Here is a 13,182-nt window from a genome sequence, read left to right as displayed (position 1 = left end):
TGGTGGTTCCCGCGCATCAGATTTCGAAACTGATCATCTTGGCCATCACCATCACGCCGATGGCCATCCAGCATAGCCCGCCCACGCCGGCGATCATCAAGCGCTCGTCGGTAAAGAATTTCTCCATATAGCCGCGGCTGACGATCCAGATGATTCCGAATACGAAGAACGGCAGCACGCCGATAATATAGGCCGATGCCTTGGCCTCGGATGACATCGCCTTGATCTTCAGCTTCATCTGCGCGCGCTGGCGCAGTACGTTGGCCAGATTGGCCAGCGTCTCGGCCAGATTGCCGCCAGTTTCGCGCTGAATGGCGATCGAAATGACGAAGAACTGGAATTCCGGCGTGCCCAGCCGGTCCGCGGTCTCCTGCAGCGCGACATCCATGGTGCGGCCGATTCTCATCTTGTCGGTCACGGCGCGAAATTCCACGCCGATCGGGCCATCCACTTCACTGCCCACCACGGCGATCGTTTCGGTGATCGGCAGGCCCGAGCGCAGCCCGCGCACCAGCAATTCGATCGCATCGGGCAGCTTCACGGTGAACTGGTTGACGCGCCGCTTGATGGTCCTGCCCACCACGAGATGCGGCAGCCCGGCGCCGAGCAGCAGGCCGAACAGCAAGGAAAATAGCAGCGGCGCGCCTTGGATGATCAGCCCCATCGTGGCGATAATGGCAATCCCGGCAGTGACCATGCCATATTGCCCCACCGTCCAGGTCTTGCCGGTCATCGACAGCCGCTTTTTGAGCAGCGCGGGCCGCGGCAGCAAGCGGGCGACGAGCCCGTCCACCTTGGTGCCGCGCGCCGCGCTGATCCGGCGCATCATCTGCTCCTCCACCATGACCTCGCCGCCATTGACGTGGCGGGCGCGCAGCCCGGTCAGCCGGCGGGCTTGCGCGCGCTTCGGCGACGGGCCGGCAAAGGCAAAGGCGAGCAACAACACGATCGTCACCGCGCCGCCGACCAACATGATGAATGGCATCAATTCCATGACGCTACCTTGCACACGGTTTGGTTACCGGACGGTCAATGGCCCGGCCACGCCGCCGTCTATTTCTTCTTGGACAACATTGTCTTGAAGGCGAACTTGCCGATCAGCGATCGGCCCCTGGCGGCTTTCTTGGCGCCCTCGCTGGCGCTGCCGGCGGCATCGCCGCACGCCATCAGTGCATCGGCCAGCTCGGCCAGCGGCACGATCGTTTTCGATCCCTTGCCCGCCTCGGCCAGCGGTTTGCCCAGCTTGGCCGCTTCCATCGCCAGCTTGGGATCGAACGGCAGGATGTAATCAATCCGGCGCTCGATCGAATTTTCGAAATCCTTGCGCGAAATTTCCAGCAATGCGGATGGCGGGACCCGGTTGGCGACGATATGAATCTGCGTTTGCGGGGCGTTGGTTTTGAACCAGGAAAGCAATCGAATGGTATCGCGCGCCGCCACCAGCGTCAGGTCGGTAACGATCACCGCCAGCTGGATATCGGCGATCAGCTGCGGGTATTGCACCAGCATGTTGCGCGGCAGATCGATGACGGTGCATTCGAATGCGGCGCGCATTTCTTCCTGCAACTGGAAGAACGCGCTGCCATCGGTGATCAACGGCGCATTGATCGGCGCTTCCGCTGACAGCACGGAAAGCGTGGCGCTCGATTTCACCATCGCGCGTTCGATGAACAGTCCATCGATCCGGCTCGGATTCTCGATCGCGTCGGTCAGCCCGCGGCCGGGTTCAAGATCGAGCGTCAGCGCCGCGGTGCCGAAATGCACGTCGAGATCGAGCAAGGCGGTGCTGCGCTTGTTCCGTTCGCTCAACAGCCACGCCACCGAGCTGGCCACGCTGGAGGCGCCGACGCCGCCACGCGCGCCGATCACCGCCGTCGCGCAATGCGCGCGTTCAACACCGGCGTCGTTGATCTTCGGCGCATGCAGCATGGCATGCGCCACCATGAAGGCATCGCGCAGCGTGTCCGGGCTGAGCGGCTTGAGCAGATAATCCTGGATGCCGCTGATGACCAGATCGCGGTACAGCCGCACGTCGTTAACCTGCCCGGTGGCGATCACCACCGTGCCCGGTTCGCACACTTCGGCCAGCGCATTGATGTCGCCCAGCGGGTCGATGGATTCGGATAGATCGACCAACAGGATCTGCGGGCTCGCTGATACGGACAAGGACTGAACGGCGTTGCGCAATCCCCCCTTGTGCACCTTCTCGACCGGCCACCCCATTTCGGCGACCACCGGGCGCAGCGCGTCGGCGGTGGCATCGTCGCAGACATAGGCGGTGAAGGGCACGCGCTGGCCGGCGCGCAGCGACGTGATCGGTGCGTTCATCTTATTGCCCCCCGTTCGGGCTGCCGCCGCCGCTCGCGCCGGGCCCCGATCCGCTGGCCGCCGCGCCGCCGCCTGCCCCGCCCGCTGCCCCGCCCGCTGCGCCCGTGGCGGCACTGCCGGTGCCCCGGCGGAAGGCGTCGATCGCCTTGTTGGCCTGGATCGGATCGGTGAACCCAGCGCCGCGTTGCCCCTGCACCAGATCGCTCGGGTTGGCGATCATCGCGGCCAGGTTGGAATTGATCGCGCAGCCGTGGTTGGAGGATGTGTTGCCGGCAAATTCGATGCCGGTGGCGCGGCTGAAATCGGGGCAGTTCGGCACGGTCGCTTTCATGCGGCTGACGATGATGCGCACCGTACCGGGGCTGATCGCCGCACCCGTCACGGGCGCGTCGTCCGCCACCAGCAGGCCATATTGCGCCGCCTGCGCCTGCACGGCCTCGCGCACGCCGCCGCCGGCATAGGCCCCGGCATCATCGATCGCGATCCGGTCGCCATAGCCGAGATTGATCGAGCGCATCCAGCCGGCCAGCCGCTGTGCTTCGCCCGGCGCCAGCGCGTCGCCGCTGGTCGCCACATCGAACAGATAATCGGCGCGCGTCACGATCGGCTGGTGGACCGATTCAAGGCCGCCATTCTTCGTCCCGCCGCACGCGCCGAGCAGCAGCGCGGGCGCCAGCGCGGCGGCGATCAGCATGTTGCGCATCACCATGGTCGTGTTCCTGCTTGCGAACGTCAAAACGAAAATCCGGGCGCGGCGCTGGCGCCCTGCTTGGGCGGCTTGGTCGGGGCCGGCGCGCGCTCCTCGCGCCGGCCCTCGGCGCGCGGCGCCGGCAGCGTCGGCGCGACCGCGCCAAAGGCCGGCGCGACCGCGACGGGCGGCGCCATGCTTGGCTTGGGGCGCTCGCCGGTGCGGCTGGTGCCGATCTGGCCGAGCAGGATGCGCTCGGCATCGTTGGGCGCCAGATAGCCATCGGTGGGCAGCACGATGTCATTGGCGTTGACCGGTTTCACCAGATACGGCGTCACCACGATCACCAGCTCGGTTTCGTTGCGGTTGAACGCGTTGGAGCGGAACAGCGCGCCGAGCACGGGCACGTCGCCCAGCCCCGGGGTCTTCTCGATATTGTTGTCATGCGTATTCTGCAGCAGCCCGGCCGTCATGAAGCTCTGCCCCGATCCCAGCTCGACCGTGGTTTCCGTGCGTCGCGTGCTGATCGCGGGGATGACGGTGCTGTTCATCGTCACCGCTCCCGTCGAGGTCAGCTGCGACACTTCGGCGCGCAGCCGCAGCGAGATGCGGCCATCGGCCAGCACCACCGGGGTATAGGTCAGGCTGATGCCATAGGGTTTGTACTCGATCGACACCGCGCCGAGCCCCTGGCTGATCGGGATCGGAATCTCGCCACCGGCCAGAAAAGTGCCGGTCTCGCCCGACATCGCGGTTAGGTTGGGGTTGGCCAGCGTCGCCACTTGCCCCGCGGTTTCGCCCAGATCGAGCGCCGCGAGAAAGTCGGTGCCAAGCGCGCGTCCGGCCAGGCCGAGCGTCGATCGTAATCCGCCGTCCGACACGGTCGAGGTCTTCTGCCCGGTCGTCGGATTGTAGGTGATCGTGCCGGCATCGCCATTGACGGAATTGAACAGCGAGCCGCGGCCATTCCCGTCCGACGTGTTCAGCCGCACGCCGACATTCTTGACGAAACTGCGGCTTACCTCGGCAAAGCGGACTTGCAGGTTGACCTGCAGCGGGGTCGCCGTGCGCAATCGGCTCAGCACCTTGGTCGCGTCGCCGACAAAGGATTGCACCAGTCGGGTGGCCTCCGCCCCGTCATCGGGCGACGCGACCGTTCCGGTCAGCAGCACCAATCCGTTCATCGGGGTCGCGGTGATCTGCGCTTCCGGCATGGCCAGTGCCAGCATCTGCTGCACCGAATCGAAATTGTTGATCACCCGCACGGTCGCCGAATAGACCACCGCGCCCGCCTTGGTGGTGGCCGAGATCGTCGTCTCGCCGGGCTTTTTGCCAAACACATACAATTGCGTCGGCGAACGGACCTGCACGTCGGCGATATCGTCGCTGGCGACGAACAGGTCGCTCATCGGCCGCGCCAGCGTGATCAGCCGGCCGCGCCCGGTGTTGATCTGCAGCACCGGCGCCGCGGCGGAGGATTGCGCGCCAAGCGGCGCCGCGCCGCCCAGCCAGGCGCCCGCCATCATCGCGGCGGCCAGCGGCCAGGCCACCGTGGATAACAAACGCATTACTTCTTCTCCCCGATGACCACGGCGGTCACCGTATTGCCCCGCGCCACGCGCACCACTGGTCCGCTGGCCGCGTCTCCTGCCGCCGTCGCCATGCCCGGATAGGCCCCCATCGGCGCCGGCGCGCCGCTGGGCGCGGATGCTGTGGGCGGCTTGCCCGGCACGGTGCGGCGCTGGAAGCGCGAGATATCCGCGCCCACGATATAGCTGCCGCCCCCCGACACGGGTTGCGTGGCGAGCTTCGCCAGCATCGCTTTCTCGGCCTTGGGGTCGTTCCCATCGGGCATGTTGATGTCGCCATTGGCGATCGCCTGTTCCAGTTCGGTGCTGTTGTCGGCGATCGAACGCAGCGACAGGGAGAGGCTGCCCAGCGTCTGCGCGATGGCGATCTCCTCGGCGATCTTGGGCGTCGCCTCCACCGTCACGCTGGTAAACGCCTGCACCACGCTTTTGCCGTCCGGCCCCACCGTATTGTCGGTGCGCTGGTCGGTGGCCAGCACGCGCAGGTTGCGGATCACCGTTTCCGAGGTCTTGAGTTCGGGGCCGTCGCCGCCGCCGACCACGCTCTGCGTCAGGATCAGATCGATGCGATCGCCGGGGAAGACGAACCCGGCCACCCCGGATTGCGCGGTGATCGGGATAGTCACCGCGCGCATCCCCGGGCCCAGCGCCGCCGCCAGGAAGCCGCGATCGCCGGGCTTGACCAGCGCGCCCTGCGTCACTGGCTGGCCGGCGGTGATCGCATTGCGCACCACCGTGCCCTGCAAGGCCTGCAGGTTGGTCGCGTCCTTCAGGTAATAGGCATTTTCGACCAGCTCCTTGGGCCAGGGCTGAAACTTCAGCGCCGTGGCATCGAGGATCGTCCCGACCGGCAGCGCGCGGGTCGCGACCAGCACTTCCGGCCCGTTGATCGGCGCGGCGCCGGCCTGCGCGGTTGGCGCCGGCGTCCCCGAGATCAGGCTGCGCGCCATGAACGCCGTGACCACCGCGACAAGCAACGCGCCGACCAGCAGGATGAGTTTACGGGTATCCATGACGCTTCGAGCCTCTCGCACCTGGATCAGTTGATCCGCGGTTAATCATCGGTGAAATTGGTTAAGGATCGGTTCGCTAAGCGTTGCGGCCGCCGCCACCGCGATCGCCACGCCGTAGGGCACTTCGATCGGCGCCGTGCTGCGGCGGCGCCATTGATCGATCACCAGCACCAGCGTCAGCACGCCGCCGATCAGCGACATCAGGATCAGCAGCCAGGCCAGCGCGCCCCAATCGACGCACCACAGGGCCACCGCGCCGATCATCTTGACGTCGCCGCCGCCCATCCAGCCGCGCGCAAAGGCGAAGCAGAACAGCGCGAACACGATCAGCGCCACCGCGATCTGCAGCGCGATGTCGGGCCATAGCTGCAGCCCTTGTGCCCACCACCACAACGGGGCGAGCAACGCGATCGCCGCGTTCTTGCCATTGGCGATCTGGCGCGATCGCGCATCCTCCACCGCGGCCGACAGCAGCAGCACCACCAGCACCGCCAGCAACACGAAAGTCGGATTTCCCCACACCATCGGGGAAACCCCTAGACGGCATGGCTTTCGAAAACGTAACGATCGCGCATGAAATTTCCCGCGATGTATCGCCGTGCGCTTCCCGCCGAAGCGCGGATCGGCACCTGGCTTGCGCCCGATGGCTGGGCCTTGCGTCGCTTTGATTGGCCCGCCGCGGCGCCGGCGCGCGGCAGCATCCTGTTTCAGGGCGGGCGCGGCGACGTGTTCGAAAAGTATCTCGAATCGTTTGCCGCGTGGCATGATGCCGGCTGGCATGTCAGCGCGTTCGATTGGCGCGGGCAGGGCGGATCGGGGCGTCTGTCGCCCGATCGGCATGTCGGCCATGTCGAGAATTTTAGTGAATATATCGCGGATTTCCGGGCCTTTTGGGCCGAATGGCAGGCGGTGACGCCGGGCCCGCACGTGCTCATGGGGCATTCGATGGGCGGGCATCTCGCGTTGCGCGCAATGGCCGAGGGGGTGGTGCCCGATGCCGCGGTGCTGATCGCGCCGATGCTCGGGCTGCACAGCCCGATCGGTGCGCGCTGGGGCGAGCGGCTGGCCAAATTCGTCGGCCGGCTCAGCAATCCCGCGCGCGCCGCGTGGAAAGGCAATGAGCGCCCGGCGACCACCGATACGCGTGAAGCACTGCTCACGCACGATCATGGCCGCTACGAAGATGAATTGTGGTGGCAGCATGAAAAGCCCGAATTGCTGATGGGGCCGCCCAGCTGGCAGTGGCTGATTCGCGCGTTCGAATCGACCCGCGCGCTGCGCGATGATGCGCGCCTCGCGACACTGCGCGTGCCGACGCTGCTGATCGTCGCCGAGGCGGATCAATTGGTCAGCCCCGTTGCCGCGCTGCAGGTCGCCGCGCGCCTGCCCGCCGCGCAGGTGCTGCGCTTCGGGCCGGAATCGGCGCACGAAATCCTGCGCGAGGCGGATGGCGTGCGCGATCGCGCGCTCGCCGCGATCGATCGCTTCCTCGCTGCCCACGCGCCCGGCCCGGCGCGCTGATGCGCTATGACATCGCCATCGTGGGGGCCGGCATCGCCGGCGCCAGCCTCGCCGCCGCGATCGGCGATCTCAGCGGCGGGGGCGCATCGGTGCTGCTGCTGGAGGGCGAAGACGCGCCGGGCTATCACGCCACGGGGCGCTCGGCCGCCTTCTGGTCGGAAAGCTATGGCGGCCCCGGCATCCAGCCGCTCACCACCGCCTCCGGCCCGGCGCTGCGCGATGGTGGCTTCCTGGCGCCGCTCGGCTCGCTGCATATCGGCCGCGCGCAGGATGCCGGCAGGATCGACGCCTTCCTCGCCGAATTCGCCGAAAGCGGCGTGGCGCTCACCCCGCTCGATCCGCGCCCGCTGGTGCCCGGGCTGCGCGCCGATTGGTCGCTCGGCGTGATGGAGGCGAGCAGCGCCTATATCGACGTGGCCGCCTTGCATGCCGATTGCCTCGCCCGCGCGCGCCGCCACGGCGCGACACTGGTCACCGGCGCGTCGCTCAATGCCGCCACGCGCGGCTGGACGCTGAAGACGGGGGCGGGCACGTTCGCGGCGGATATCGTGGTCAACGCCGCGGGCGCCTGGGCCGATGCGGTTGCCGAGCGCGCCGGCATCGGGCCGATCGGGATCCAACCCTATCGCCGCACGGTCGTGCAATTGCGCACCGATCCGCCATCCCCCGCCGATCTGCCGCACGTCGCGGACATATCGGGCAATTTCTATTTCAAGCCCGAAGGGGCCGGGCGGCTGTGGCTCAGCCCGCATGACGAAACCCCGGTCGATCCGCACGATGTCCAGCCCGAGGAGCTCGACGTGGCGATCGCCATCGATCGCTTCGAGCAGGCGGTCGACTGGCGCGTGGCGGCGGTCGAGCGGCGCTGGGCGGGCCTGCGCAGCTTCGCCCCCGATCGCCTGCCGGTTTATGGTTTCGAGCCGGGGCGGGGTGATTTCTTCTGGTGCGCGGGGCAGGGCGGCTTCGGCATCCAGACCGCCCCCGCCGCCGCCGCGCTGGCCGCGGGGCTGCTGCTGGGCGTGGCGCCCGAGGCGTTCGTCGCCGATATCGATGCCGGGGTATACGCGCCCGGTCGGTTCCGCTTCTAGCTTCTTCGTGTAGGTGCCCCGGTCAGCGAGCTGCGCCTCCGTCATCCGTCGCCCCGGCCTTGAGCCGGGGTGACGCTGTTCGGTCCGCAGCGTGCGAAGAAGGAGCGGGGCCCCGGGTCAAGCCCGGGGTGACGACGGCATTGCGCCGATTCCTGCCCCGAGCAAGCTCCGGGAGGAATTAAGAGCGCCCCGCCTTTACTGCGGCGTCGCTGGCCAGCTTGTCCACCCGCTCGTTATCCGCATTCCCGGCATGCCCCTTCACCCACACCCAATCGATGCGGTGCGGCTTGGCGGCATCCAGCAGCGCCTGCCACAGATCGGCATTCTTCACCGGCTGTTTGGCCGCGGTCTTCCAGCCATTCTTCTGCCAGCCCTTGATCCACTTGGTCAGCCCATCCATCACATAGCGGCTGTCGGTCGACAGCGTCACGCGGCACGGGCGCTTCAGCGCGTTCAGCCCCTCAATCGCCGCGGTCAGCTCCATGCGGTTGTTGGTGGTCAGCTTCTCGCCCCCGGAAAGCTCTTTCTCCTTATCGCCCGCGCGCACCAGCGCGCCCCAGCCGCCCGGCCCGGGATTGCCCTTGCACGCGCCATCGGTGGCGATTTCGACGCGGGACATTTCAGCTGTTTCAGTCATCGTAATGTGTTCATCAGACTTGCTAAGTTGCGATCATATTCTTTGAGCCGCCGCCAGAAGGCTAGCGGGTCTTTGCGGGTTACCAGCGCATCGGCTGGCGTGTTGAGCCAGTCCCAAGCGCGCGACAATGTGAACCGGAGGCAAGCGCCGCTGGCCAGCCCATAGAAATGGATTTGGTCATCATCGGTGAACGGGAATATCTCCGAATAGCCCGAAATCAGCGCGTCGCCCACGGATGCATCGTACTCATTGCCGCTCGCGTCAAACGACCAAGCCGCATGCATGATTGCCAAGTCATAGAGGCGGTAGTCCGTGCACGCGAAGTAGAAATCGATCAGCCCGCTGACGGAGTCGCCACGCATCAGCACGTTATCCGGGAAAAGATCGGCATGGATCGCGCAGCGCTCAAGCTCGCCTTGCGGCCAGGTCGCGGAAACGTCGCCGATGGCAAAACCGATGTCGTCGTAAAGCCCGGGTGCTATTTGGTCGAGGCTCCGACCGCACCGTTCCCACAGTGGCAGCCAACTCTCTATCCCCATCGAATTCAGCCGGTCTTCCTCGAAATCGGCGGTCGCTGCGTGCAGATCGGCCAACGCCCGACCGGCGGATCGAGCCTGGATCGGCGTGGGGCGGGTGAGCGATACTCCGGGAAGGAAACGGATCAGGCATGCCGGGCGCCCTTCCAGGGTTTGGATCGCATGGCCGGCGCGATCCTTGATCGCTGGTGGCACGGGCAAGCCTTTTGCGGCCAAATGGTCGAGCAGGCCCAGAAAATATGGCAGGTCGCCGGTATCAACGCGCTTTTCGTACAACGTCAGGATGAACCGGCCGGTGGTGGTGTCGACGAGATAGTTGCTGTTCTCCACCCCCTCGGCAATGCCTTTGGCGGAGACCAGCGCGCCGCAATCGTAGCGCGCGAGGAATGCGCCGAGCGCCTCGGCGGAGACGTGCGTGTAGACCGCCATATCAGCGCCGCATCGCGGTTGGGGAGCAGCCCCCGGTCGTCACCCCGAACTTGTTCCGGGGTGAGCCGTGCAGCCAGGCTTGCGCTAAAGATTCCATTCTCGTCCCATGCCGCTCCGCGGACCCCGGAACAAGTCCGGGGTGACGAGGGAGCGGGGATTACCTGTCTGCGCCCTTAGGCGGCGGCGGCTTCCAGCCCGCGCGGCAGCTTGAACGAGATCGTCTCGCGGTTGGTTTCCAGCTCGCGCTCGGTGATCGTGAAATGCTCGCCCAGCCGCGCGACCAGTTCGCGCACCAGGATCTCGGGGGCCGAGGCGCCCGCGGTGATCCCCAGCGTCCCCACGCCCACCAGAAACGCCAGATCCAGCTCATCGGCGCGCTGGATCAGCCGCGCCGGCGTGCCTTCGCGCTCGGCCACTTCCACCAGCCGGACGGAGTTTGACGAATTGGGTGCGCCGATCACCAGCATCGCATCGCACATCGTGGCGATCGCCTTCACCGCGGTCTGGCGGTTGGACGTCGCGTAGCAGATGTCGTCCGGGCGTGGCGCCTGGATCGCGGCGAAGCGGCGCTGCAAGATCGCCACCACCTCCGCCGTATCGTCGACCGACAAAGTGGTCTGCGTCAGGAACGCGATATTGGTCGGATCGGCGGGCTGGAACGCCTCGGCATCGGCCGCCGTCTCGATCAGCGTCATCACGCCCGTCGGCACCTGGCCGAACGTGCCGATCACTTCCGGGTGGCCGGCATGGCCGATGAACACGATATGCTTGCCCTGCGCCACCAATCGTTCGGCCTGGCGATGCACTTTGGAGACGAGCGGGCAGGTCGCGTCGAGATAATCGAGCCCGCGCCCCTGCGCTTCGGCGGGCACCGATTTGGGCACGCCATGCGCGGAGAACACCACTGGCTTGCCATCGGGCACGCCGCTCAGATCCTCGACGAACACCGCGCCCTGCGCCTTCAGCGTGTCGACGACATATTTGTTGTGGACGATCTCGTGCCGCACATAAACGGGTGCGCCGTGTTTCTCGATCGCCAGTTCGACGATGCGGATCGCGCGATCGACCCCGGCGCAGAAACCGCGCGGGGCAGCGATCAGCAGGTCGAGGGCCGGTTTCGGTGCTGGTGCCATGCGGCGATCCCTACGCGATTGCTTGCGCGCGCGAAAGCCGCTTCCTATGCTAACCGCCGTTCCAAAGGCAGGCCGCACGTCGCACCCGCCGTCCCAGATTAAGGTGCGTATGCCCGTGACAGCCCGGAAGATTCTTGCTCCCCTGATGCTTGCCGTTGTGGTTGGCGGCTGCGCCGGCAAGGGCCAGATCGATCTCGAGGGCGGCGTCGGCATCACCTCGGTGCGCTCGGCCTGCCCCAGCGTCGGCGTGCCCGCCTCGACCGGCGATATCACCATGTTCGATCCCCCCGCCAGCCGCGACGCCTCGGCGATCGACGTGACGGCGGTGATGACCAACGTGCGCTCGACCTGCGACGAGACGGGCGCCGATATCGTCACCACGGTGAGGTTCGACGTGCGTGCCAGCCGGCTGCGCGGCGATGCGCCGCGCGATGTCACGGTGCCCTATTTCATCACGATCGTGCGCGGCGGCACCGCGGTGGTGGCCAAGCGAATCGGCCGCGTGAACGTGCATTTCGATGCCGGCCAGACACGCGCGCAGACCAGCGGCACGGCCAGCGCGATGGTCGCGCGCAGCGCCGCCACGCTGCCCGAGGATGTGCGCAAGAAGCTCACGCAGAAGCGCAAGGCGGGGGACAGCAACGCCGCGGTCGATCCGCTGTCCGCGCCCGACGTGCGCCAGGCCGTGCTGCGCGCCAGCTTCGAGGCGCTGGTCGGCTTCCAGCTCACCGACGAACAGCTGAAATATAACGCCACGCGCTAATCGCGTTTGACAGTCATGCTGCGGCGCGTCACACCGGACGCGTCGATGACGGGCAACCGTCATGGTCGTGCGCGGGAGAGTGCAGGGTTCACCTGCCGCCGAAGGAGCAACCGCCCCGGAATCTCTCAGGCAACCGGACCGCGCAAGGCTGAAGACACTCTGGAAAGCGCGCCCGCAAGGGCGCCACCGAAGGTGTAAGCCGCGCGGCGAGCTGCGTGGTCAAAGCTCTCAGGTTCCGTGACAGAGGGGGCAACATACTGCGGCGCACGCGCGCCGGAGCGCTGTTGCACCGCTGCGGAGACCGAGATTGAGCGATTACGATAATGGTGGTGCCGAAGAAGGCCCCGAGATCGAGAACGAGCTGCTCCCGCTCGATGCTTGGCATCGCGCGCGGGGCGGCCGCATGGTGCCGTTCGCCGGCTATGAGATGCCGGTCCAGTATGACGGCATCATGGCCGAGCATCTGTGGGTGCGCGAGCATGCCGGGCTGTTCGATGTGTCGCATATGGGCCAGCTGTTCTTGTCCGGCGACGGGCTCGATGCCGCGCTCGAGGCGCTGATCCCCGCCGATGTGGCGAGCGTCAAAGTGAACGCGCAGAAATATTCGCTGCTGCTCGCTGACAATGGCGGCATCCTCGACGATCTGATGTTCACGCGCTGGGACGACGGCATCTACATGGTCGTCAACGGCGCGGTGAAATATGACGACATCACGCATCTGCTCGATCATCTGCCCGATGACGTGACGATCAACCACATGGCCGATGCCGCCTTGCTCGCGCTGCAGGGGCCCGAGGCGGTCACCGCGCTGGCTCGGCTCGTGCCCGGCGTCGAGCAGCTCGTGTTCATGACTGGCGGGCGCTTCACCTGGCAGGATATCGATCTGTGGATCAGCCGTTCGGGCTATACCGGTGAGGATGGGTTCGAAATCTCGCTCGATGCCGAGCATGCCGCGGCCTTCGCCGATGCGCTCACCGCCGAGCCGGAAGTGAAGCCGATCGGTCTCGGCGCGCGCGATTCGCTGCGGCTGGAGGCGGATCTGCCGCTCTACGGCCACGATCTGGATACCGAGACGACGCCGATCATGGCCGCATTGAACTTCGCCATCGGCAGCAAGCGCCGCCGCACGGAAGCCAATTTCCCCGGCGCCGCGCGCATCCTGGAGGAACGCGAGAACGGCCCGCCGCTGCGCCGCGTCGGCCTGGTCATCGAGGGGCGCCAGCCGGTGCGCGAAGGCGCCGCCGTCGTCGATGCCAGCGGCGCGGAGATCGGGACGGTCACCAGCGGTGGCTTCGCGCCCTCGCTGAACGCCCCCATCGCCATGGCCTATGTGCCGCCCGCCTTGGCCGAGATCGGCACCGTCCTCCAGCTGTCGCAGCGCGACAAGCGGCACAGCGGCATCGTCACCGCCATGCCCTTCATCCCCCATCGTTACGTCCGTGCGAGGAGCACCTGAA

The 13,182-nt window shown here is 66.8% G+C and carries 13 protein-coding genes and 1 riboswitch; of the genes, 4 read left to right on the top strand and 9 right to left on the bottom strand.

The annotated features are described in order from the left end of the window. Nucleotides 1-16: 16 nt before the first annotated feature. From ABC969_RS05325 to ABC969_RS05300, 6 genes are read right to left on the bottom strand one after another with little or no spacing between them, the layout of a single operon-like run. Nucleotides 17-994: a type II secretion system F family protein gene (locus tag ABC969_RS05325; protein ID WP_345863476.1), complete on the bottom strand. Its 978-nt coding sequence runs from the start codon at nt 992-994 to the stop codon at nt 17-19. 59 nt (nt 995-1,053) lie between these two features. Next, nucleotides 1,054-2,328: a CpaE/TadZ family protein gene (locus ABC969_RS05320; RefSeq protein WP_345863474.1), complete on the bottom strand. Its 1,275-nt coding sequence runs from the start codon at nt 2,326-2,328 to the stop codon at nt 1,054-1,056. A 1-nt stretch (nt 2,329) separates the two neighbouring features. Then, nucleotides 2,330-3,037: a CpaD family pilus assembly lipoprotein gene (locus tag ABC969_RS05315; RefSeq protein ID WP_345863473.1), complete on the bottom strand. Its 708-nt coding sequence runs from the start codon at nt 3,035-3,037 to the stop codon at nt 2,330-2,332. 23 nt (nt 3,038-3,060) lie between these two features. Continuing rightward, nucleotides 3,061-4,584, bottom strand: coding sequence for a type II and III secretion system protein family protein (locus tag ABC969_RS05310; RefSeq protein ID WP_345863472.1), 1,524 nt, complete (start codon nt 4,582-4,584; stop codon nt 3,061-3,063). Next, a complete protein-coding gene (cpaB, locus tag ABC969_RS05305) occupies nt 4,584-5,618 on the bottom strand; it encodes a Flp pilus assembly protein CpaB (RefSeq protein WP_345863471.1) in 1,035 nt (344 codons plus the stop codon). Before cpaB ends, ABC969_RS05310 begins: the two co-directional genes overlap by 1 nt. Before the next feature lie 45 nt (nt 5,619-5,663). Continuing rightward, nucleotides 5,664-6,143 carry an A24 family peptidase gene (locus ABC969_RS05300; protein WP_345863470.1) on the bottom strand — a complete coding sequence of 160 codons (480 nt, stop codon included), beginning with the start codon at nt 6,141-6,143 and terminating at the stop codon, nt 5,664-5,666. A 48-nt stretch (nt 6,144-6,191) separates the two neighbouring features. Between ABC969_RS05300 and ABC969_RS05295 the strand changes: the two genes are divergently transcribed. Next, on the top strand, nt 6,192-7,139 hold the full coding sequence (locus ABC969_RS05295; protein WP_345863469.1) for an alpha/beta fold hydrolase: 948 nt from the start codon (nt 6,192-6,194) through the stop codon (nt 7,137-7,139). Beyond that, complete coding sequence (locus tag ABC969_RS05290; protein WP_345863468.1) at nt 7,139-8,227, top strand: NAD(P)/FAD-dependent oxidoreductase; 1,089 nt, start codon at nt 7,139-7,141, stop codon at nt 8,225-8,227. Before ABC969_RS05295 ends, ABC969_RS05290 begins: the two co-directional genes overlap by 1 nt. A gap of 178 nt (nt 8,228-8,405) precedes the next feature. On the opposite strand, the gene rnhA is transcribed toward ABC969_RS05290, so the two are convergent. The 3 genes from rnhA to ispH all read right to left on the bottom strand — a co-directional run bounded on the left by rnhA (nt 8,406) and on the right by ispH (nt 10,962). After that, complete coding sequence (gene rnhA / locus ABC969_RS05285) at nt 8,406-8,864, bottom strand: ribonuclease HI (RefSeq protein WP_345863467.1); 459 nt, start codon at nt 8,862-8,864, stop codon at nt 8,406-8,408. After that, nucleotides 8,861-9,829 carry a homoserine kinase gene (thrB, locus tag ABC969_RS05280; protein ID WP_345863466.1) on the bottom strand — a complete coding sequence of 323 codons (969 nt, stop codon included), beginning with the start codon at nt 9,827-9,829 and terminating at the stop codon, nt 8,861-8,863. Before thrB ends, rnhA begins: the two co-directional genes overlap by 4 nt. A gap of 173 nt (nt 9,830-10,002) precedes the next feature. Then, nucleotides 10,003-10,962 (bottom strand): 4-hydroxy-3-methylbut-2-enyl diphosphate reductase, encoded by a 960-nt coding sequence (ispH, locus tag ABC969_RS05275; RefSeq protein WP_345863465.1) that lies wholly within the window; start codon nt 10,960-10,962, stop codon nt 10,003-10,005. Between the two features lie 145 nt (nt 10,963-11,107). Here ispH and ABC969_RS05270 point away from each other — a divergent pair, with 145 nt between their 5' ends. Together ABC969_RS05270 and gcvT are read left to right on the top strand one after the other, a co-directional pair. Further along, nucleotides 11,108-11,725, top strand: coding sequence for a hypothetical protein (locus ABC969_RS05270; protein WP_345863463.1), 618 nt, complete (start codon nt 11,108-11,110; stop codon nt 11,723-11,725). 62 nt (nt 11,726-11,787) lie between these two features. Then, nucleotides 11,788-11,876, top strand: a riboswitch (glycine riboswitch). A 156-nt stretch (nt 11,877-12,032) separates the two neighbouring features. Beyond that, entirely contained in the window at nt 12,033-13,181 is a 1,149-nt protein-coding gene (gcvT, locus tag ABC969_RS05265) for a glycine cleavage system aminomethyltransferase GcvT (protein ID WP_345863462.1), read from the top strand. The last annotated feature ends 1 nt before the right edge of the window (nt 13,182 follow it).

Origin of the sequence: Sphingomonas qilianensis (genome assembly GCF_039614825.1) — a bacterium.
Lineage (GTDB): Bacteria > Pseudomonadota > Alphaproteobacteria > Sphingomonadales > Sphingomonadaceae > Sphingomonas > Sphingomonas qilianensis.
The sequence above is the reverse complement of the archived record's forward strand: the minus strand, read 5'-3'. Positions and strand labels throughout refer to the sequence as shown.